The organism is Streptomyces sp. NPDC018833 (genome assembly GCF_044390825.1).
GTDB lineage: Bacteria > Actinomycetota > Actinomycetes > Streptomycetales > Streptomycetaceae > Streptomyces.
Genome location: NZ_JBIRZM010000016.1, coordinates 22336 through 41935 on the forward strand (window position 1 = coordinate 22336; position 19600 = coordinate 41935).

Consider the following 19600-nt stretch of genomic DNA (forward strand, 5'->3'; position numbering starts at 1 on the left):
GGTTTTCGGTGCAGTGATCATCGTGGCGATCGTCGGTCTCGCGCTGGTGATGTCCGGCAGGAGCTCGGGGAAGGCCGGCAGCGGCGGGCGGCGCCGGAGCGGCGCCGGCAACAGCGGTTCGAACAGCTGGTGGGCGGCCGGTGACGGCGGCAGCTCCTCGTCGTGCGGGGGCGGCTCGTCCTCATGCGGCGGCGGCGGTGGATGTGGCGGAGGCAGCTGACACGGGGCAGCTGGTCCGCGACCGGTGAAGGTGCCCGGCGGGTGAACTCCCGCCGGGTGCCTTCAGGTTGGTGCGGCGGTGGGCAAGTGCTTCTGATCGGACGGCACTTCACGTACCCATCGCGCCCCGCTTTTCGTTGAACAGGTGAACCGCTTGGCCCCCTAGGGGATGGAAACCATAGCAAGTTGGGTAAAAACGCTGCGGTTGACGCGTAGTTCGTGATTCCCTCCACATGGAACCTGTTGGATCCATCCAGCCCTCGGACCTCCTGTGGACCCGAGCAGGCCACCCCCCATGTCGTGCGCCCCGTCGTCGGGGCGCCAGGTCCACGTGTCCACCCGCCGAAGCGCGTATGCGGAGCCGACCCATGCTCACGACCATCGATACCGCCTATACCGACACCCGTGCCGACGACCTCGCCTGGGCGCTGGGCCGGGGGCCGCTGCCAGCCCTCGCAGTTCTCGACCTCGAACTGTCGGGCGCCAAATTGCAGTTGAGGCTCCTCGGGGCGTCCCACCAAGTGCTCCTCGACCAGGAGCACGGCGCCTGTTCGGAGACCGTCGCCTGCATTCCGGGCAGCAGTACGCCGCTGCCCCTCGGCGTGGCCAAGCGGCTCGGCGACTGGGAGTACGAGTTCGCCGCGCGGGTCGAGACGCTGTCGCGTCAGTCGTTCGCCGGCCGTGCCCAGGAGCTGCTCGCGCTGGTGGCCGACCACCCCCACGGTCTCGCGGGCACCTTCCCCGGCTCGCCGCACGCCTTCACCGCGATGCTCGCCCAGCGCGGTGAGGGGCAGGTGCGCTGGCGCACCTGGCACGCCTACCCGCAGGAGGGCCGCCTCGTGGTCACACGTACGCGGGTCGGTGCGTTGCACCACGGCCAGCGCACGGAGCGCCGCCCAGAGCGTGCCGCACGGTAGTCAACACCTTTGGGTGACAAGCGGTGCGCGGCCCGAGACGTAGCGTTACGAGAATGGTCGATCGGCAGCTCGCGTCCTTGCCCCCCGACACGGTGGTGCTGCCCGTGCGCCCGGACGCCGGCCGCGGTCTCGTCCTGCTCGCGGCCTTCGTCTGCGCCGCCTGCGGACTGGTCTACGAGCTCGAACTGGTCGCGCTCGCCGCGTACTTGATCGACGACTCCGTCACCCAGGCGTCCGTCGTACTGTCCGTCATGGTCTTCGCGATGGGCGTGGGCTCGCTGCTCGCCAAACGGCTCCGCTGCCGCGCGGCGGTCGGCTTCGGCGTGCTGGAGGCGGTGCTCGCGCTGGTCGGCGGCACCTCGGCGATGGTGCTGTACGCGGCCTTCGCCTGGATGGGCGGCTCCCGCGTCGCGCTGGTGGCGTTCTCCCTCGCGATCGGGGTGCTGATCGGCGCGGAGTTACCTCTGTTGATGGCCCTGATCCAGCGCGTCTCGCGCCGGGACGCGGAGGGTACCGTCGCCGACCTGTTCGCCGCCGACTACGTGGGCGCGCTGGTCGGTGGACTCGCCTTCCCTTTCCTGCTGCTGCCCTGGCTGGGTGAACTGACGGGCGGGCTGGTGACCGGCTGCGTCAACGGGGTGGCGGGCTCCGTGCTGGTGCTGTGGCTGTTCCGGGGGGAGATGTCGGCACGCTGGCGGCGGCGGCTGCTGGTGCTCAACGGGGTGGTGCTCGCCCTGCTCGCCCTCGCGACCGCGCTCGTCGGCGACTTCGAGCGGGCCGCGCGCAGGGCGCTGTACGGCGACCAGGTGCGGGTGGCCGTGCACACCGGCGTGCAGGAGATCGTCCTCACCGGCCGGCCGTCCCAGGCGCCCGACCTCTTCATCGACGGGCGGCTGACGCTGCGCGGCCGCGACGAGCACCGTTACCACGAGGCGCTCGTCCACCCCGCCATGAACGGGCCGCACGCGCGGGTGCTGATCCTCGGCGGCGGCGACGGCCTCGCCGCGCGCGAGGCGCTGGGCTACGGGGACGTCGACTCGGTGACCGTCGTCGAACTGGACCCAGGGCTCGTACGGATCGCCCGCACGGAGCCGGCGCTCACCGCGCTCAACCGCCATGTCTACGACGACCCCGGCCTGCGCGTGGTCACGGCGGACGCCTTCTCCTGGCTGCGCCTCGCGCACCGGGGGCGGTACGACGTGATCGTCTCGGACCTGCCCGACCCCGGGGTCACCGACGCCACCAAGCTGTACTCGCTGGAGTTCTACGGACTCGTCCGCCGGGTCCTCGCGCCGGGCGGACGCCTGGCCGTCCACGCGGGGCCCGCGGCCCGTCCGCGTACGTACTGGACCGTCGACGCGACACTGCGGGCGGCCGGGTTCTCCACCACCGCCTACCTCGACCGTGATCCGGGCGGCGGCGGCGACCGGTCCGGCAGCGGTGACGAGGCCAGAGGCGGCCGGGGATTCCTGCTCGCCTCGGCGGGCCGCGTCCCGCATCTCGCCCTGGACGACGGCGTGCCGCCCCTGCGGTCGCCGCTCGTGGACGAACTCGCCGCCTACGGGCGCGCGGCCGAACGCACGCGGGTGCCCGGTCTCGAACCGTCGACGTTGGTGCACCCGCGCTACTCCCGCTGATCGGCGCCCCACCCCTGGCGGAAGGGCAGCGCGAAGGTTCGTACGACGGGCACCGTGCCGGGGGATCTCGCGCGCGGAGGCAGACGTGGCGCGCCCGGCTGAGTAGGCTCGGGTTCCATGGAGCATGAGGTGTTCGTTCCGGTTCCGGCTGAGACCCTTCGACAGGTGCTGAGGGATCCCGCCCAGGTCGCCCGCTGCATTCCGGGGCTCCAACAGGATGCCGACGCATCGGCGGCACCGCTCTCCGGCAGACTCAAGGTCCGCGTCGGCAGCCACACCATCACCTACCGCGGCACCCTGCGTCTCGTGGAGCAGGGCCGCACCTTCGTGGTGGAGGGCGAGGGCGTGGAGGCGCGCGGCAGTGGCTCGGTGAAGATCGCGCTGACGATCGGCCCGGAGCCGACCGACGGCGGTACGACGCTGACGTTCAGCGGCTCGTCGACGGCCGACGGCCGGCTCGCGGACATCGAGGCGTCCGGGCGCACGTCCGCCGCCCATCGTCTGCTGGACCGGTTCGCGGAGGCGCTGGCGGCGACTGCCTTCGACGTCACGCCCGTGTCGTCGCAGGAGACGTCGGACGATGCCTCGGGCAAGGCCTCGGAGGACGCCTCGAACGAGGGGGACCGGCCTGGGAGTTCGGCCGCCGACACGTCCGCTTCCGCCGACGCCGACGCGTCCGCCTCCGCTTCCGATGCCTCCCACGCCGACGCGTCCGCTTCCGATGCCGCCGACGTGTCCGCTGCCGGCACCGCCCCGGTGGAGGCCGACGACGTGGAGGCGCCGGGTTCGCCCGACTCCGCCGCGCCCGGCGACCAGGCCCCCTCCGTCTTCGACGCACCCGTGCCCCCGCCGTCTCTCGGCCCCGCCGCCGAGGAGGAGTTCGCCGGTCTCGACGCCTCCGACAACGACAAGGACGACGACCTCGACGATCTGGACGACGTCGAGGACCTGGACGCTCTCGACGACATCGAAGGTCTCGACGAGCTGTCGGGCATGCCCGGGGAGCCGACCGCCGAGGCCGCCCATGCGCGGCGCACGATGATCGGCCGGAGCGCCGAAGAGGTCGACCACGCGCCGCCGCGCGGCCGTTACGCCCCCACCCCGGGTCCCGACGCGGCCGGTTCCGGCGCCACCCTGCGATGGATCGCGCCCGCCGCGGCGCTCGCGGTCGCCTCTGCGGTCGTCATCGGCCGTGTGCTGCGCCGCCGTAGGTAGTGCGGGCTAGTGTCGTCGTGTGAGTAGCGAAGAGAGCGTCCGGCTGGGCGCAGGCGACGCCGAGTTGACCGTGCGTCCGGACAACGGCTGCCGTATCGGAAGCCTGCGCATCAGCGGCACCGAGGTGCTGCGCCAGGGCGAGCGGTACGGCATGTTCCCCATGGTCCCCTGGTGCGGCCGCACCAAGAACGGGCAGTTCCGCAACGGGGACATCGTCCATCAACTCCCGCTCAACGCGGCCCCGCACGCCATCCACGGCACCGGCCGCGACACCGCCTGGCGCACCGCCACGGCGGGCAAGAGCGAGGCCGCGTTCACCTACGACCTCGCCGAGCCCTGGCCTTACACCGGCCGGGTCACGCAGACGTTCGAGCTGACGGAGGACTCGCTGACGGTCGCGCTGGGGGTGGAGACCTACGGCACTTCGTTCCCCGCACAGGCCGGCTGGCACCCATGGTTCCTGCGCAACATCGGCGGCGAGGACGTCCGCATCGACTTCACGCCGGCGTGGCAGGAGGAGCGCGGCGAGGACCACCTGCCGACGGGCCGCCGCATCGACCCGCTCCCCGGCCCCTGGGACGACTGCTTCGGCATGCCCGACGGCGTGTCGGTCAGCTTGACCTGGCCCGGGCAGCTGGAACTGACGGTCGCCTCCCGTGCCAAGTGGGTGGTCATCTACGACGAGCAGGCCGAGGCCGTCTGTGTGGAGCCGCAGTCCGGCCCGCCGAACGGTCTGAACACCCACCCCCGGTTCGTGACCCCGATCGATCCGCTGGAGATCGCGACGACCTGGACCTGGCGCCGGCTGTGAGCGGGCTGCTGTGAGCGCGGCTGTGAGCGGGCTGCTGTGAGGGGGCTGCTGTGACGGGGCGACGCCGAGCGGACGGCACCGGGCGTACGACGGCCGAGTAGACGGCACCGGGCGGACAAAGGCGCCAGGTAGATAAGGCCCTAAGCTCATGGGCATGACTGATGTACGTGCAGAGCTGCTCCAGCAGATCAAGGACAAGGCCGTCGTGCACGGCAAGGTGACCCTCTCCTCGGGTATCGAGGCCGACTGGTACATCGATCTGCGCCGGATCACGCTCGACGGCGAGGCCGCGCCGATGGTCGGCCAAGTCATGCTCGATGCCACCGCCCACATCGACTACGACTGCGTCGGCGGTCTCACCCTGGGCGCGGACCCGGTGGCGACCTCGATGCTGCACGCCTCTGCCGCGCGCGGTCAGCGGCTCGACGCCTTTGTCGTCCGCAAGGCCGGCAAGGCGCACGGTATGCAGCGCCGGATCGAGGGCACCGATGTGAAGGGCCGCCGCTGCCTGATCGTCGAGGACGTCTCCACCACCGGCGGCTCCCCGCTGACGGCTGTCGAGGCGGTACGGGAGGCGGGCGGCCAGGTCGTGGCCGTCGCCGTGATCGTCGAGCGCGGTGCCGCTCCGAAGATCGCCGCGGCGGGGCTGCCGTACGTCAACGCGTACTCCCTCGAAGAGCTCGGCCTTGCCTAAAGGTCCCTGCCGACCACCTGGTCTGGCCGCTGACCTGGGCTGATGGTCAAGGGCGTCCTGTTTCACGTGAAACAGGACGCCCTTGGCGCATCCGGGCACGGCGGGCACTGTGGAGCCGGGGGAAGAGTCTGGAAAGATAGGCCGCGACGATGACGTCGCCCCCAGGTCAGGGCCAGCACCACATACCCGCACATCACAAGGAGCGGACACATGCCCATCGCGACTCCCGAGGTCTACAACGAGATGCTCGACCGGGCGAAGGCAGGCAAGTTCGCCTACCCCGCCATCAATGTGACCTCGTCCCAGACCCTGCACGCTGCCCTGCGTGGCTTCGCGGAGGCCGAGAGCGACGGCATCATCCAGATTTCCACCGGCGGAGCCGAGTTCCTGGGTGGCCAGCACAACAAGGACATGGTCACCGGCGCTGTCGCCCTGGCCGAGTTCGCGCACATCGTCGCCGCCAAGTACGACATCACCGTCGCGCTGCACACGGACCACTGCCCCAAGGACAAGCTCGACGGCTACGTACGTCCGCTGCTCGACATCTCCGCCGAGCGCGTGAAGGCCGGCCGCAACCCCCTCTTCCAGTCCCACATGTGGGACGGCTCCGCCGAGACACTCGCCGACAACCTGGCCATCGGCCAGGAGCTGCTGGCGCAGGCCGCCGCCGCCAAGATCATCCTTGAGGTCGAGATCACCCCGACCGGTGGCGAGGAGGACGGCGTCTCGCACGAGATCAACGACGAGCTGTACACCACCGTCGACGACGCGCTGCGTACCGCCGAGGCGCTCGGCCTGGGCGAGAAGGGCCGCTACCTGCTGGCCGCCTCCTTCGGCAATGTGCACGGCGTCTACAAGCCGGGCAACGTGGTGCTCCGCCCCGAGCTGCTCAAGGACCTCCAGCAGGGCGTCGGCGAGAAGTACGGCACGAACGAGCCGTTCGACTTCGTCTTCCACGGCGGTTCCGGCTCCACGGCCGAGGAGATCAGCACCGCGCTGGAGAACGGCGTCGTGAAGATGAACCTCGACACCGACACCCAGTACGCCTTCACGCGCCCCGTCGTGGACCACATGTTCCGCAACTACGACGGCGTCCTGAAGGTCGACGGCGAGGTCGGCAACAAGAAGGCCTACGACCCGCGCAGCTGGGGCAAGCTGGCCGAGGCGGGCATGGCCCAGCGCGTGGTCGAGGCGTGCTCGGCGCTGCGCTCCACGAGCACCAGGATCAAGTAGGTCCCAGGCCCGGTAAGGCTCAGGGCCACGTAAGGCTGTGAGCCACGTAAGGCTGTGGGGAAGGGTCCGGCACCGGATGCGGTGCCGGACCCTTCTCGTACGCGTCGGTTTCGTACGGGTCGTACGGGACGTCAGCGCCCGGCCGCCGGGGTGGGCGATCCGGCCCGGCTCGCCATGACACCGCCGGCGGATGCTGCCCCGATCGGCCGGGGGGGCCACTACCGCACCCACGACCAGCACTCCGTACGCACCCACCGCCCGATGCTCGACTTCATGGCGCGGGCCCACGCGGCGGGCGGCCGGTTCCGCACCCTCGACGAGCCCTTCGACCGCGTGATCATCTGAGACCGGACCGTCGCCGTCGTGCGCGATCAGCGCTACTCGCCCACCCGCCACGCCCTGCTGATCGAACGCTCGGGGATCGCACGCTTCCTCGCCGGTGTCTTCGACCACGCCTGGGCGCGAGCCGAGCCCGTCCACCACGGCGCGTCCGACGCCCGGCCGGCCCCCCTGACCGACGAAGAGCGCCGCACCGTGCTGCGGCTGATGGTCGAGGGGCACATGGACGCCGCCATCGCGAGCCGGCTCGGCATGAGCCCCCGAACGGTCGCCACCCACACCAAGAAGGTGGCCGAGTTCGGCAGCCGGAGCCGGGCCCACCTCGCCTGTCTCCTGGCCAAATCCGAGTTTCTGGACTAGCCCTGGACTAGCCCGCCGCCGCCGGGGCCGGAAGGATGCCCGTATGGAGATCAGGCTGTCCACGGCCCAGGGGCGGTGGGTGGTGCTCGCCACCGTTCTCGGGTCCGGCATGGCCCTGCTCGACTCGACCGTCGTCAACGTCGCCCTGCCCCACATCGGCAGGGACCTCGACGCCGACCTGGCCGTCCTGCAGTGGACCGTCAACGCCTACATGCTCACGCTGGCCGCGCTCATCCTGCTCGGCGGGGCGCTCGGCGACCGCTACGGCAGACGCCGGATCTTCCTGCTCGGAGTGGTCTGGTTCGCGATCGGCTCGCTGCTGTGCGGACTCGCGCCGAACGGTGGCGTACTGGTCGCCGCCCGCGCCTTGCAGGGCGTCGGCGGCGCGCTGCTCACCCCGGGGTCGCTGGCGCTGATCCAGGGGAGCTTCCATCCCGACGACCGGGCCCGCGCGGTGGGGCTGTGGTCGGGGCTCGGCGGCGTCGCTGCGGCGGTCGGGCCGTTCGTCGGCGGCTGGCTCGCCGACGGGCCCGGCTGGCGCTGGGTGTTCCTCCTCAACGTGCCGCTGGCCGCGTTGTGCGTGCCCGTGGCGCTGCGGCACGTCCCCGAGTCGCGCGACCCGCGGGCGGCGGGCCGCTTCGACGTTCTGGGCGCGGTGCTCGGCGCGGCGGCGCTGGGCCTGGTGACGTACGCCCTCATCGACGCGACGGTGTGGCCGGGGCTCGTCGGCGTGCTCGTGGGTGTGTTCTTCGTCCTCGTCGAGCGGCGGCGGCCCGAGCCGATGCTGCCGCTGTCGATCTTCGCGCTGCGGCAGTTCACGGCGGTCAACCTGGTGACGCTGTGCGTGTACGCGGCGTTCGGCGGCTTCTTCTTCCTCGTCGCGCTGCAGCTCCAGGTCGTCGCCGGGTACTCGGCGCTGGGCGCGGGGACGGCGCTGCTGCCGACCACCGTGCTGATGCTCTTGCTGTCAGCGAAGTCGGGGGAGATCGGCGAACGGATCGGCCCGCGCATCCCGCTGACCGTCGGACCGCTGCTGTGCGCCGCCGGGACGATGCTGATGCTGCGGGTTGGCGAGGGCGCCTCCTACGTCAGGGACGTCCTGCCCGCGATGCTGGTCATGGGCCTGGGCATGGTGACCCTCGTCGCCCCGCTCACCGCGACCGTGCTGGCGGCCGTGGACACCGGCCGGGCCGGCGTCGCGAGCGGCATCAACAACGCGGCGGCCCGCGCGGCCGGTCTGCTCGCGGTGGCGGCGCTGCCGCTGCTGGCGGGCATGGGGCCGGAGGCGTACCGCTCGGCGGAGGAGTTCGGGGAGACGTTCCGCCGGGCGATCCCGATGTGTGCGGGGGTGCTGGTGGCGGGTGCGGTGATCGCCTGGGCGACCGTCCGCACCCCGCCCCCGGCGGAACGCTCCCACCCGGAGTGCCGGATCAACTGCGGCGTGTCGGCTCCGCCGCTGGAGCCGAGGGCGGCGGGGGAGGACGGGTCCGCCGCGTGAGCGGTCCCGCGGGGCCCGCGTCCTGTCGGGGCTCCGTGTCGGGGCTCCGCCCCGGACCCCGCGCCTCTGTAGGGGCTCCGCCCGGACCCCGTGCCTCTGTCGGGGCTCCGCCCGGACCCCGTGCCTCAAACGCCGGTGGGGCTGGATAAGTCCACCCCCTCAAGCGCTGGCGGGGCGGGTTGCCCGCTCCCTGAGACGTCGGCGGGGCGGGTTGCCCGTGCCCTCGGGCGTCGGCGGGGTCGGGGCGGCTCGTGTGCCTGTCGGGGCTCCGCCCCGGACCCGGGGCCTCATGCGTCGGCGGGGTTGGATAAGTCCGCCCCCTCAGGCGCCGGCGGGGCCGGATGTGCCCGTGCCCTCGGGCGTCGGCGGGGGCGGGCCCCGCCTCCTCAAACGACGGCGGGGCCGGATACGCCCCTCAAGCGCCGGCGGCGGAAATGCCCGGCCGGCTGGGTCAGCGCTTCAGTTCCGCGTGGGCCTCTTCGCTGCTGTCCTTGAGGAACTGCCAGCAGCGCTCCGCCTCCTCCGTCTCCTTGATGGCGTCGGCGGCCCGCGCCAGTGCGGCCAGGCAGCGCAGGAAACCGCGGTTGGCGCGGTGGTTGAAGGGAATGGGGCCATGGCCCTTCCACCCCGAGCGGCGCAGGGCGTCGAGCCCGCGGTGGTACCCCGTCCGGGCGTACGCGTACGACTCCACCACACGACCGGCCTCGAAGGCGTCGTCGGCCAGCATGGCCCAGGCGAGGGAGAACGTCGGGTGCGCGGCGGCGACCTCGGTGGGCGCCGCGGACTGCTCCGCGAGCATCCGGTAAGCCTCTTCGTTCTCCGGCAGATGGGTCGGGGGCGGTCCGCCGAGCAGGTTCTCGTGAAGGTTCATGGCTGAAGTCTGCCACCGGCGCACCGCACCGGACCGGGACCGCTGGTGGACCGCCGGCGCGTGGTCTCGGTCACTTCGCCAGGCGCACCGCCGGGCAGGGGCATGGACCGTCGGCCCCCAGCACCCGGCCCCGGCAAGGAACCGCGGCGTCGTAGGCGGCGTCTCCCGTCCCGGGGAGGGGCCCCGGGGGACCAGGTCCGTCCTGGGGAACACCGTCCGGTGGCCGGGTACGGTCGCACGCGCCGTCGATTTACCCGTGCGCAGCTCATGTACATCGCCGGAGCAGAGGCCCACACCTCTCCCCCCGGGCACCGGCCGAACCAGGGGAGAAGTCTGTCGTGGGCAAGCGCGCCGCCAGCGGACGACGACGTGGGCGTGGCCGCGGGGCCCCGTCCCGCCGCAGTCGGGCACCCCGCCGTCCGCTCGCTCCGCTCCTCGTGCTCGGCCTCCTCGTCGGGCTCCTGTCCGTCGGCGGCGGCGCCGCCCTCGCCCACTGGCGCAGCGGCCAGGCCGCCGCCGGGTCCGCCGCCCCGGCCGCCACGCCCCGCGTGCAGCCGCTGATGTCCCCCGAGGCCTCGCCCGAACCCGACCCGGACCCCGAGCCGTCCGCATCCGCATCCGCATCCGCATCCGCGTCGCCTCGCCCCACCGTGTCCGCGTCGCCCAAGGCGTCCACACCGGCGAGCGGACCGCCGAAGGTGCCCGCGTCCGGCAGGGGCACCTTCACCGTGGCGCAGGCGACCGGCGCGGCGACCGGCACCGGCGCCGGCACCCTGCGCCGCTTCAAGGTCGAGGTCGAGGACGGCATCGACCTGTCCGCACGGCAGGTCGCGGCCGAGATCGAGGACATACTCGCCCACCCGCAGGGCTGGGCCGCCCACGGCCGCGGCCGGTTCCAGCTCGTCTCCTCCAGCGCCGACTTCGTCATCAGGATCGCCACCCCGGTCACCGCCGACCGGCTCTGCCTCGCCCAGGGCCTGAACACCCGCGGCGAGCTGAACTGCGAGACCGCCGAGGGCGTCGTGGTCAACCTCAAGCGATGGATGCTGGGCTCACCGACGTTCGCCGGGACGCCCGCCGAGTACCGGCACCTGATCATCAACCACGAGGTCGGGCACGAGATCGGCATCCGCCGACATATGGGCTGCCCGGGCCCCGGCCGCCCCGCGCCGGTGATGATGCAGCAGATCAAGGGGCTGAACGGCTGCGTTTCCAACGCCTGGCCCTACGACGAGGACGGGACGTATCTCACCGGCCCACCCGCGTGAACATCGTCCTATGATGCCGGTGGGGACCGGGGCCCACACCGATACAGGAAGGGGCGGACCGCTACCTGGATTCGTCGAGGAGACAGCGATGTCACATGACGCCGCCCCGAATCTGGACTTCGCGGGCACCACTCCGTACGAGGACTACGTCCAGGCGGACGTCCTCACCCACCTCCAGCACCCCCGCTCGGACGACCCGGGTGAGATGGTCTTCCTGGTCACGACGCAGGTCATGGAGCTGTGGTTCACCGTCGTCGTGCACGAATGGGAGACCGCGGCGCGTGCGCTGCGCGAGGACCGCATTCCCGTGGCGATGGACGCGCTGAAGCGCTCCGTACGGGAACTGGAGGCGCTCAACGCCTCCTGGCGGCCGATCGCCAATCTGACCCCCGCGCAGTTCAACGCCTACCGCGACGCGCTCGGCGAGGGCTCCGGCTTCCAGTCGGCGATGTACCGGCGCATGGAGTTCCTGCTCGGCGAGAAGTCGGCGTCGATGCTGGTGCCGCACCGCGGCGCGCCGCGGGTGCACGCGGAGCTGGAGAAGGCGCTGTACGAACCGAGCCTCTACGACGAGGTGCTCAGGCTGCTGGCACGGCGCGGGTACGCGATACCGGCAGAGGTGCTGGAGCGGGACCTGTCGCAGAAGTACGAGCCGTCCGAGCAGGTCGAGCGGGCGTGGGCCGAGCTGTACGCCGCCGAGGATCAGGACTCCGAGCTGGTGCGCCTCGGCGAGGCGCTCACCGATGTCGGCGAGCTGGTGTGGCGATGGCGCAACGACCACCTGGTGGCGACGCGGCGGGCGATGGGCTCGAAGGTCGGCACGGGCGGTTCGGCCGGCGTCTCCTGGCTGGAGAAGCGGGCCCGCAAGAACGTCTTCCCGGAGCTGTGGACGGCGCGCAGCCATGTCTGAGTTCCTGGCCGGGAAGGCCGCGGCGCTGGACGCCGCAGACGAACTCGCCGGTGCGCGAAAGCTGTTCGCCCTGGACGACGCCGTGTACCTGGACGGCAACTCGCTGGGCGCGCTGCCCGCGCATGTGCCCTCGCGCGTCGCGGATGTGGTGACGCGGCAGTGGGGCGAGCTGCGCATCCGTTCGTGGGACGAGAGCGGCTGGTGGACGGCTCCTGAGCGGATCGGCGACCGGATCGCGCCGCTGGTGGGCGCGGCGCCGGGCCAGGTGATCGTCGGTGACTCCACAAGTGTCAACGTCTTCAAGGCGGTTGTCGGCGCGGTGCGCCTGGTGGACGATCCGGCGCGTACGGACGTCCTGGTGGACGCCAGCACGTTCCCCACGGACGGGTACATCGCCGAGTCCGCCGCCCGGATGACCGGGAAGCAGGCTGTGTTCCTGGACCCCGCGGACCTGCCCGCGGCCCTCGGACCGACGACGGCGGTCGCGCTCGTCAATCACGTCGACTATCGCTCGGGTCGGCTCCACGACCTGCCGGCGCTGACGTCGGCGGTCCACGAGGCGGGCGCGCTCGCGGTCTGGGACCTGTGCCACAGCGCGGGAGCGCTGCCGGTGGGGCTGGACGAGAACGGCGTGGACCTGGCGGTCGGCTGCACGTACAAGTACCTGAACGGCGGGCCAGGTTCACCGGCGTACCTGTACGTGGCGCAGCGCCACCAGGCCGCGTTCGACTCGCCGCTGCCGGGGTGGAACTCGCACACGGACCCGTTCGCGATGACCCTCGGCTACGAGGCCGCGCCCGGCGCGGTCCGGGGCCGGGTCGGCACCCCCGACATCCTGTCCATGCTGGCGCTGGAGGCGTCGCTCGATGTCTGGGACGGGATCTCGATCGACGCGGTACGGGCCAAGAGCCTGGCGCTGACGGACTTCTTCCTGGAGTGCGTCGATGCGTACGTCCCGGCCGGGTCGGTGACGTCGCTGACCCCTTCCGCGCACGCGGATCGGGGCAGCCAGGTCGCGCTGCGCTGCGAGGACGCGCCGCGGGTGATGCGGGAGTTGATCACCCGGGGCGTGATCGGTGACCTGCGCCGCCCGGACGTGCTGCGGTTCGGCTTCACGCCGCTGTACGTGGGCTTCGGGGACGCGGAGCGGGCGGCGCGCATGCTGTCGGAGGTACTCCGGGGCTGAGGGCCGGGGGAGCCGTTCCCGGGCCCAGTTCGGGGCTGTGCCGCGCCAAGCCCGGACCCGTACCGCTTCGCACGGTGTCCTCAATCGCCCCCTCGGCCGCCAGGCCGTAGGGGGAGATTGAGGACGGGGGTGGGACGCCGGAACGGGACTCCGACCGTGCGGGTTTCGCGCAGCGATATCCCGCCGCTGGGGGCACTCCCCCTGGCTTCGCCGGAGGGAGCCCCACGCACGGCCGCCAGGCCCGTAGGGGGCGGTTGCGGCGCCGGGGTCAACGGGCGGGCCCCGAACCCCCGGAGCTGGTAGCGTCCGCGCTGGTCAGTACGCCACCGCGGGACTGTTGGAGCAGCACATGCCGGACCCCGTCGCCCGTGACGCCGCCGAGGAAGCGTCGGCCTTCTCGCATCCTGCCGTCGCGCCGGACGCCTCCGCCGCCTACGGGGAGCATCCCGATCAGGTCGTCGACTTCTACGCGCCCCGCGGCAACCGGGCCGACGTGCCGCTCGTGGTGCTGCTGCACGGCGGGGCCTGGCGGGCTCCGTACGACCGGCAGCACGTCACCCCGTTCGCGGACTTTCTCGCCCGCCGCGGGCTCGCCGTCGCCAACGTCGAGTACCGGCGCGGGCGGGAGATCCCGCAGCAGCGCGGGACGGGGCCGGTCGCGGGGCGGTGGCCGGAGACGTTCGACGACGTCGCCGCCGCCCTGGACGCACTGCCGGACCTGGCGCGCCGGGCCCTGCCGCAGGCCGACCCGCGGCGCACCGTCGTCACCGGGCACTCCGCAGGCGGGCATCTCGCGCTGTGGGCGGCCGCCCGGCACGTCCTGCCCACCGGATCCCCCTGGCGGCTGCCGGCCCCGCCCCCGCTGCGCGGCGTCGTCGCGCTCGCCCCGATCGCGGACTTCGCCCATGCCGTGGGCCTCGACGTGTGCGACGGCGCGGTGCGCCAACTGCTGGGCGCGGAGCGGGAGTACGAGCAGCGGGCCGCACACACCGATCCGGCCGTGCTGCTGCCCACGGGCATCGCGACCGTCGTCGTCCAGGGCCGTACCGACATCGTCGTGCCGCAAGCGGTGAGCGAGGCGTTCGTCGACGCGGCGGCGAAGGCGGGCGAGACGGTCGGGCTGACCCTGCTGGAGGAGGTCGGCCACTTCCCGCTCATCGACCCGGCCGCGGACGCCTGCGCCGTCGTCGCCGAGGAGATCGCCCAACTCGCCTGGTGACAAAGGCTCAAGGGCTTGCGGACAGAAGCTGACCGCAAGTCTTCCTACGTTCTTCCCATGACGAATCTCGTGACCGGAGCAACCGGAACCGTCGGCCGCCAGGTGGTCGCCGAACTGCTGCGCCGTGGACACTCCGTCCGCGCCCTGACCCGCGACGCCGCCAAGGCCGTCTTCCCGCCCGAGGTGGAGGTCGTCCAGGGCGACCTCACCGACCCGGGGACACTCGCCGCCGCCCTGGAGGGCGTGACCGGCCTGCATCTGATCACCTTCGGCGGGCCGTACTTCGCCCCGCTGGAGACCGGCCCGCGCATCCTCGGGCTGGCCCGCGAGGCCGGCGTACGGCGGATCACCGTCCTGCACGGTGGGGGCCCCAGCCTGCTGGAGGACGTGGTGCGGGCCGGTGACATCCCGTGGACCGTGCTGATGCCGGTCGAGTTCATGGCCAACGCCCTGGAATGGGCGGACGGCGTCCGCACTGCGGACGAGGTGCGCGAGCCGTTCACCGACCGGCTCAGCGCCATGGTCCACGAGGGCGACATCGGCGCGGTCGCGGCCGTTGCCCTGACCGAGGACGGCCACGGCGGGCAGGAGTACGTGATCACCGGACCTGAGGTGATGACCCTCAGGGACAAGACGGAGACGCTGGCCGCCGCACGCGGACGGACGATCCGGCTCGTCGAGCTGACCGAGGAGGAGGCCGTCGGGCAGTGGCGCGCGTCCGGTCTGGGCGAGGACGTGATCGGCTTCCTGCTGGAGGCGTACGGGAACACCCCGCCGGCGGGCCGTACCGTCGTCGACACCGTAGAGAAGGTGACGGGACGGGCGGCCAGGACGTTCGCCGCGTGGGCCGCGGAACACGCGGACGCCTTCCGGGCCTGAGCCGCGCGACGCGCGGACGCCTTCCGGGCCTGAGCAGCGCGACGCGCGGACGCCTTCCGGGCCTGAGCAGCGCGACGCGCGGACGCCTTCCGGGCCTGAGCAGCGCGACGCGCTACCCGTCATACCTGGGAGCTACGCGCCAAGTGAGGTCCCTGGCGGGACGCCCGTCAGGGGGTCCGATTCCTAACGTCCGTTCCGGACACAGCGATCCGGACCGGAAGGAACCCCCATGGCGTCCCGCCTGCCCCGCACCCTGCTCGCCGCGCTCGTCGCCGCGGCGGTGGCCTTCCCGGTGTCGGCCGCGGCGCGGCCGTCCGCCGTGCCCGCGCCGGAGCCGGTCGCCCTCGCACCGCTCTCGGCCGCCGAACTGCCCGCGCTGGACACCCGTTACGCCGCCACACGGGCCGGTATCCGCGCCGCGGCCCGCGTCGCGGACGGCCACGGTGACCACGGCCGGGCCCGCGCGCTGCGACGGATGGCGGCGGACGGGCGGCAGTTCCTCACCTTCGACGGGCGCGACGGCGGTCGCACCGCCGAGGTGTTCGGGGACCTCGCCCGTGCCGACCGGATCACCGTCCTCGTGCCCGGCTCGGACACCCATCTCGACACCTACGAACGTTTCCGCGCGGGCGCCGCCGCACTCCACCGAGCGTTGCGCGGCGCCGGCGCGGACCGTACCGCGGTCGTCGCCTGGCTCGGCTACGAAACCCCGAGGACCGTGGGCACCGACGTCCTGACCAGTACGCGCGCCGACGAAGCGGCGCATGGACTGGACGTGTTCACAAGGGAGTTGCGTGCGGCCAAGGAGAGCGCCGGGTTCTCGCTCCTGTGCCACTCCTACGGCTCCGTCGTCTGCGCCCGCGCCGCCCACCGCCTGGACGGCGCCCGCGTGTCCGACATCGTCCTCTTCGGCAGCCCCGGCACCGGCGCCGACTCCGCCGCCGACCTGGGCACCCGCGCCACCGTCTGGGCCGGGCGCGGCGGCGACGACTGGATCGCCGACGTCCCGCACGCACGGCTCGAACTCCTCGGCACCGAGGTCGGCTTCGGTACGGATCCCCTCGCCGACGGGTTCGGCGCCCGGGTCTTCGACGCGGGCGGCGGCGGCCACGGCGACTACCTGCGGCCCGGTTCCACGGCGCTGCGCAACCTCGCGCTGATCGCGGCCGGACGCACGGCGGCGGTGTCCCGTGCCTGACCCGCGCGCCCTCGTCCGCCGGATCGACGCCGCGACCCCGCCCGGCAGGGACCGGGCCGTGGACGCCCTGCGCGCCCTCGCCATCACCGGCGTCGTCCTGGGGCACTGGCTGGTCACCGCGCTCGTCGCGGACGGCGGGACGCTGCACGCCGCGTCCCCTCTCCAGCACCTGCCCGAACTCGCCCCCGTCTCCTGGGTCTTCCAGACCCTGTCCGTCTTCTTCCTCGTCGGCGGGTACACCGCCGCCCGCAGCCGCGACTCGTACCCCGGCGGACATCTCGCCTGGCTGCGCTCCCGGCTCGCCCGCCTGTTCCGTCCGGTGCTCGTCGTCCTCGTGCTGTGGACCGCCGTGTCCGCGGGCACGATGGCCGCCGGGACGGGGCCGCAGACGGTGCGCACCCTGCTCACCCTCGCCCTGTCACCGCTGTGGTTCCTGCTGGTGTTCGCCGTCCTGACCGCCGCGACCCCGCTCGTCGCCCGCCTGCATCCGCTGTGGCCCCTGGCCGTCGTGCTGCATGTGGATCTGTTCCGCTTCGGCTTCGGCGCACCCGAATCGCTGGGCTGGATCAACATCGCGGCGGGCTGGCTCGTGCCCTACTGCCTCGGCACGGCCTGGGCCCGCGGGGAGCCCGGCAAGGGCGTGCGCCTGGCGCTGCTGGTGGGCGGTACGGCGGCCACGGCCGCGCTCGTCGCGTGGGCCGGATACCCGGCGTCCATGGTCGGCGTGCCGGGCGAGCCCGTCTCCAACCTCAACCCACCGACGCTCGCCGCCGTCACCTTCGGCCTCGCCCAGTGCGGTGCGGCCCTGCTGCTGCTCGGCCCGCTGCGCCGCGCGCTGGCGAGGCCCGTCGCCTGGGCGGCCGTCGCCCTGCTCAACCTCTGCGCGATGACCGTCTTCCTGTGGCACCAGACGGCGTTGATGGCGGTCACGGCCACCGGGCTGCTCATCGGGCGGCTGCCCGGACTGCACACCGTTCCCCACGACGGCGCATGGGTGCTCGCCCGGCTCGCCTGGCTCCCGGTGTTCGCGCTCGCCCTGCTGGTGTGCCGGTCGGCCTTCCTCCCGTACGAACACGGCCGTCCGAAGGGCGGGGGCCGCGTGGTGCGGGCCCATTGCCCGGACCGGGACGCGGCGGCGGAGGTGCACGGCAGTGTCTAGGGTGGGGCGTGTGACGACCACGGGGCCCCAACTCGCCTTCCCGCGAGGTCTTCTGAGCTGGCTGCGGGTGCTGTGGGAGGGGCTGTGGACCTTCCGGCCGGATCCGCTGCCGCCCCTCGTCTGGCTGCGCTGGCTCCCGCACGGTCTGCTCTGCATCGCCGCGTTCGGGATCACGTTCGGCGGCGTGACACAGCTGGTGGACAACGGCGGTCTCGGCCCCCAGCTCGGCTTCCTGATCGGGTTCGCTCAGGGCGGTGCGGTGGTACTCGCGCTGCGGCGGCCGGTCGCGGCGTGGTGGCTGTCGACGGCGGCCACGGTGGTGGGCGCCGTCCTGGTGCGCCACCAGCTGCTCACAGGCAACGCAGACGGCTTCACCTGGCCCTGGACACCGGCCGGGATCCTGGGGCACATGGCCGTGCTGCTGCTGCTCGCACTGCGGGTGCGCACCCGGGTGTGCGCGGCGGCACTGGGTCTGACGGCGTTCCTCACCTATGCCGTCCAGGGCCTGCTGGGCGCGGCCGACTACCAGTCCACCGGGGTGGTCGCGGTCGTCCTGTGCACGGTCGTCGTGCTGCTCGGCACAGCCCTGCGCGGCCGCCGCCAGGCGCGTGCCGCACTGGTCGAGCAGGAGGTGCTGACCGCCGAGGAGCGCACCCGGCGCACGGTGCTGGAGGAGCGCAACCGGATCGCCCGCGAGCTCCACGACGTCGTCGCCCATCACATGTCGGTGATCTCCATCCAGGCGCAGGTCGCCCCGCACCTGGTGCGGGAGCCCACCGACGAGCTCAAGGAGAATCTCGCCGGCATCCGGCAGAACGCGCTCGACGCCCTCACCGAGCTTCGCCGCGTCCTCGGCGTCCTGCGCTCGGAGGACCCGGCGGCGGCCGAGAGCGCCCCGCATGCCCCGCTGCCCACGCTCGCCCGCCTCGACGCCCTCGTCGAGAACGCGCGGGCCGCCGGACTGAGCGTCACCCGCACGTCGACGGGTGAACCGCGTCCGCTCGCGCCGGGCGTGGAGCTGTCCGCGTACCGGATCGTCCAGGAGGCGCTGAGCAACGCGATCCGGCACGCGTCCGGCACGAAGGTGCGCATCGAGCTCGCCTTCTCGAGGCCCGGGCTGCGCGTCCGGGTCACCAACACCGCACCCCGCGTCCCCGCCCCGCGCTCACCGGGCGCCGGGCACGGACTGCTGGGCATGCGCGAGCGGGCCGCCATGCTCGGCGGCGACCTCGCGACCGGGCCCACACCGGACGGGGGCTACGAGGTGACGGCCTTCCTGCCGGGAGACACACCTGCCAAGGGGGAGACAGCGAAATGACGATCCGCGTGCTGGTCGCCGACGACCAGATGATGGTCCGGCAGGGTTTTACCGTGCTGCTGAACGCCGAGCCGGACATCGAGGTCGTCGGCCAGGCCGTGGACGGCCTCGACGCCGTGGCCAGGGCTGCCGAACTGCGGCCCGACGTGGTGCTGATGGACATCCGGATGCCCGAGCTCGGCGGCATCGACGCCACCCGCCGCGTCGTCGCGGACGACCCGGGGACCAAAGTGCTCGTGCTGACGACCTTCGACCTCGACGAGTACGTCTACGAGGCGCTGCGCGCCGGCGCCTCCGGTTTTCTGCTCAAGGACGCGTCGGCCGACGAACTGGCGCACGCCGTGCGGGTCGTGGCCGCCGGGGACGCGTTGCTCTCGCCGAACATCACCAAGCGGCTGATCACCGAGTTCTCCCGGACGGCCGGCCCTCCCCGCGCCCCGCTCAGGGAGCGCGTCGGCGATCTGACCGAACGGGAGACGGAGGTGTTGTCCCTCATCGCCCAGGGCCTGTCCAACGCGGAGATAGCCCATGCCCTCGTCGTCGCCGAGCAGACCGTGAAGACGCACGTGAGCAGGATCCTGGTGAAACTGGGCCTGCGCGACCGTACCCAGGCGGCGGTGTTCGCGTACGAGACGGGCCTGGTGCGCCCGGCCGGCTACTGAGGCGCGT

General features: G+C 72.8%; 19 protein-coding genes. 18 read left to right on the forward strand and 1 reads right to left on the reverse strand.

The features are described 5' to 3' along the window. The first annotated feature begins 587 nt into the window (after nt 1–587). The 9 genes from ACH5AF_RS27310 (at nt 588) to ACH5AF_RS27350 (ending at nt 8923) form a co-directional block, all read left to right on the forward strand. Nucleotides 588–1136 (forward strand): DUF2617 family protein, encoded by a 549-nt coding sequence (locus tag ACH5AF_RS27310; protein WP_398905134.1) that lies wholly within the window; start codon nt 588–590, stop codon nt 1134–1136. 53 nt (nt 1137–1189) lie between these two features. Beyond that, complete coding sequence (locus ACH5AF_RS27315; protein ID WP_398905135.1) at nt 1190–2773, forward strand: polyamine aminopropyltransferase; 1584 nt, start codon at nt 1190–1192, stop codon at nt 2771–2773. 117 nt (nt 2774–2890) lie between these two features. Next, nucleotides 2891–3988, forward strand: a complete 1098-nt coding sequence (locus ACH5AF_RS27320; protein WP_398905137.1) for an SRPBCC domain-containing protein — start codon at nt 2891–2893, stop codon at nt 3986–3988. A gap of 19 nt (nt 3989–4007) precedes the next feature. Further along, nucleotides 4008–4799, forward strand: a complete 792-nt coding sequence (locus tag ACH5AF_RS27325; RefSeq protein WP_398905139.1) for an aldose 1-epimerase — start codon at nt 4008–4010, stop codon at nt 4797–4799. Nucleotides 4800–4953: 154 nt separating this feature from the next. After that, nucleotides 4954–5493 carry an orotate phosphoribosyltransferase gene (pyrE, locus tag ACH5AF_RS27330; protein WP_398905142.1) on the forward strand — a complete coding sequence of 180 codons (540 nt, stop codon included), beginning with the start codon at nt 4954–4956 and terminating at the stop codon, nt 5491–5493. Nucleotides 5494–5703: 210 nt separating this feature from the next. Further along, nucleotides 5704–6726: a class II fructose-bisphosphate aldolase gene (fbaA, locus tag ACH5AF_RS27335; protein WP_398905144.1), complete on the forward strand. Its 1023-nt coding sequence runs from the start codon at nt 5704–5706 to the stop codon at nt 6724–6726. Nucleotides 6727–6876: 150 nt separating this feature from the next. Beyond that, nucleotides 6877–7071 carry a hypothetical protein gene (locus ACH5AF_RS27340; RefSeq protein WP_398905147.1) on the forward strand — a complete coding sequence of 65 codons (195 nt, stop codon included), beginning with the start codon at nt 6877–6879 and terminating at the stop codon, nt 7069–7071. Nucleotides 7072–7089: 18 nt separating this feature from the next. Further along, nucleotides 7090–7425, forward strand: a complete 336-nt coding sequence (locus ACH5AF_RS27345) for a helix-turn-helix transcriptional regulator (RefSeq protein WP_398905148.1) — start codon at nt 7090–7092, stop codon at nt 7423–7425. A 43-nt stretch (nt 7426–7468) separates the two neighbouring features. Next, complete coding sequence (locus ACH5AF_RS27350; RefSeq protein WP_398905150.1) at nt 7469–8923, forward strand: MFS transporter; 1455 nt, start codon at nt 7469–7471, stop codon at nt 8921–8923. A gap of 451 nt (nt 8924–9374) precedes the next feature. Here ACH5AF_RS27350 and ACH5AF_RS27355 read toward each other — a convergent pair whose 3' ends face one another. Continuing rightward, nucleotides 9375–9794, reverse strand: coding sequence for a DUF3151 domain-containing protein (locus ACH5AF_RS27355; protein ID WP_398905152.1), 420 nt, complete (start codon nt 9792–9794; stop codon nt 9375–9377). A 338-nt stretch (nt 9795–10132) separates the two neighbouring features. On the opposite strand from ACH5AF_RS27355, the gene ACH5AF_RS27360 reads away from it, so the two are divergent. The 9 genes from ACH5AF_RS27360 to ACH5AF_RS27400 all read left to right on the forward strand — a co-directional run bounded on the left by ACH5AF_RS27360 (nt 10133) and on the right by ACH5AF_RS27400 (nt 19593). After that, nucleotides 10133–11062 (forward strand): DUF3152 domain-containing protein, encoded by a 930-nt coding sequence (locus ACH5AF_RS27360; RefSeq protein ID WP_398905154.1) that lies wholly within the window; start codon nt 10133–10135, stop codon nt 11060–11062. An 88-nt stretch (nt 11063–11150) separates the two neighbouring features. Beyond that, a complete protein-coding gene (locus tag ACH5AF_RS27365) occupies nt 11151–11972 on the forward strand; it encodes a tryptophan 2,3-dioxygenase family protein (RefSeq protein WP_398905155.1) in 822 nt (273 codons plus the stop codon). After that, nucleotides 11965–13158, forward strand: a complete 1194-nt coding sequence (kynU, locus tag ACH5AF_RS27370) for a kynureninase (RefSeq protein ID WP_398905156.1) — start codon at nt 11965–11967, stop codon at nt 13156–13158. The genes ACH5AF_RS27365 and kynU overlap by 8 nt, the downstream gene beginning before the upstream one ends. Nucleotides 13159–13507: 349 nt before the next feature. Further along, nucleotides 13508–14377 carry an alpha/beta hydrolase family protein gene (locus ACH5AF_RS27375; protein ID WP_398905158.1) on the forward strand — a complete coding sequence of 290 codons (870 nt, stop codon included), beginning with the start codon at nt 13508–13510 and terminating at the stop codon, nt 14375–14377. Between the two features lie 57 nt (nt 14378–14434). Beyond that, a complete protein-coding gene (locus ACH5AF_RS27380; RefSeq protein ID WP_398905160.1) occupies nt 14435–15256 on the forward strand; it encodes an SDR family oxidoreductase in 822 nt (273 codons plus the stop codon). 229 nt (nt 15257–15485) lie between these two features. Next, nucleotides 15486–16454: an alpha/beta hydrolase gene (locus tag ACH5AF_RS27385; protein WP_398905162.1), complete on the forward strand. Its 969-nt coding sequence runs from the start codon at nt 15486–15488 to the stop codon at nt 16452–16454. Next, on the forward strand, nt 16447–17613 hold the full coding sequence (locus ACH5AF_RS27390; protein WP_398905164.1) for an acyltransferase: 1167 nt from the start codon (nt 16447–16449) through the stop codon (nt 17611–17613). The genes ACH5AF_RS27385 and ACH5AF_RS27390 overlap by 8 nt, the downstream gene beginning before the upstream one ends. A gap of 10 nt (nt 17614–17623) precedes the next feature. After that, on the forward strand, nt 17624–18931 hold the full coding sequence (locus ACH5AF_RS27395) for a sensor histidine kinase (RefSeq protein WP_398905165.1): 1308 nt from the start codon (nt 17624–17626) through the stop codon (nt 18929–18931). Beyond that, on the forward strand, nt 18928–19593 hold the full coding sequence (locus ACH5AF_RS27400) for a response regulator (protein ID WP_398905167.1): 666 nt from the start codon (nt 18928–18930) through the stop codon (nt 19591–19593). Before ACH5AF_RS27395 ends, ACH5AF_RS27400 begins: the two co-directional genes overlap by 4 nt. The last annotated feature ends 7 nt before the right edge of the window (nt 19594–19600 follow it).

What these genes read in the sequence shown, in the direction of transcription:
- fbaA (WP_398905144.1), top strand. Translation starts at nt 5,704, where the DNA reads ATGCCCATCGCGACTCCCGAGGTCTACAACGAGATGCTCGACCGGGCG.
- kynU (WP_398905156.1), top strand. Translation starts at nt 11,965, where the DNA reads ATGTCTGAGTTCCTGGCCGGGAAGGCCGCGGCGCTGGACGCCGCAGAC.
- ACH5AF_RS27310 (WP_398905134.1), top strand. Translation starts at nt 588, where the DNA reads ATGCTCACGACCATCGATACCGCCTATACCGACACCCGTGCCGACGAC.
- ACH5AF_RS27320 (WP_398905137.1), top strand. Translation starts at nt 2,891, where the DNA reads ATGGAGCATGAGGTGTTCGTTCCGGTTCCGGCTGAGACCCTTCGACAG.
- ACH5AF_RS27385 (WP_398905162.1), top strand. Translation starts at nt 15,486, where the DNA reads ATGGCGTCCCGCCTGCCCCGCACCCTGCTCGCCGCGCTCGTCGCCGCG.
- ACH5AF_RS27375 (WP_398905158.1), top strand. Translation starts at nt 13,508, where the DNA reads ATGCCGGACCCCGTCGCCCGTGACGCCGCCGAGGAAGCGTCGGCCTTC.
- ACH5AF_RS27365 (WP_398905155.1), top strand. Translation starts at nt 11,151, where the DNA reads ATGTCACATGACGCCGCCCCGAATCTGGACTTCGCGGGCACCACTCCG.
- ACH5AF_RS27400 (WP_398905167.1), top strand. Translation starts at nt 18,928, where the DNA reads ATGACGATCCGCGTGCTGGTCGCCGACGACCAGATGATGGTCCGGCAG.
- ACH5AF_RS27350 (WP_398905150.1), top strand. Translation starts at nt 7,469, where the DNA reads ATGGAGATCAGGCTGTCCACGGCCCAGGGGCGGTGGGTGGTGCTCGCC.
- ACH5AF_RS27315 (WP_398905135.1), top strand. Translation starts at nt 1,190, where the DNA reads ATGGTCGATCGGCAGCTCGCGTCCTTGCCCCCCGACACGGTGGTGCTG.
- pyrE (WP_398905142.1), top strand. Translation starts at nt 4,954, where the DNA reads ATGACTGATGTACGTGCAGAGCTGCTCCAGCAGATCAAGGACAAGGCC.
- ACH5AF_RS27380 (WP_398905160.1), top strand. Translation starts at nt 14,435, where the DNA reads ATGACGAATCTCGTGACCGGAGCAACCGGAACCGTCGGCCGCCAGGTG.
- ACH5AF_RS27355 (WP_398905152.1), bottom strand. Translation starts at nt 9,794, where the DNA reads ATGAACCTTCACGAGAACCTGCTCGGCGGACCGCCCCCGACCCATCTG.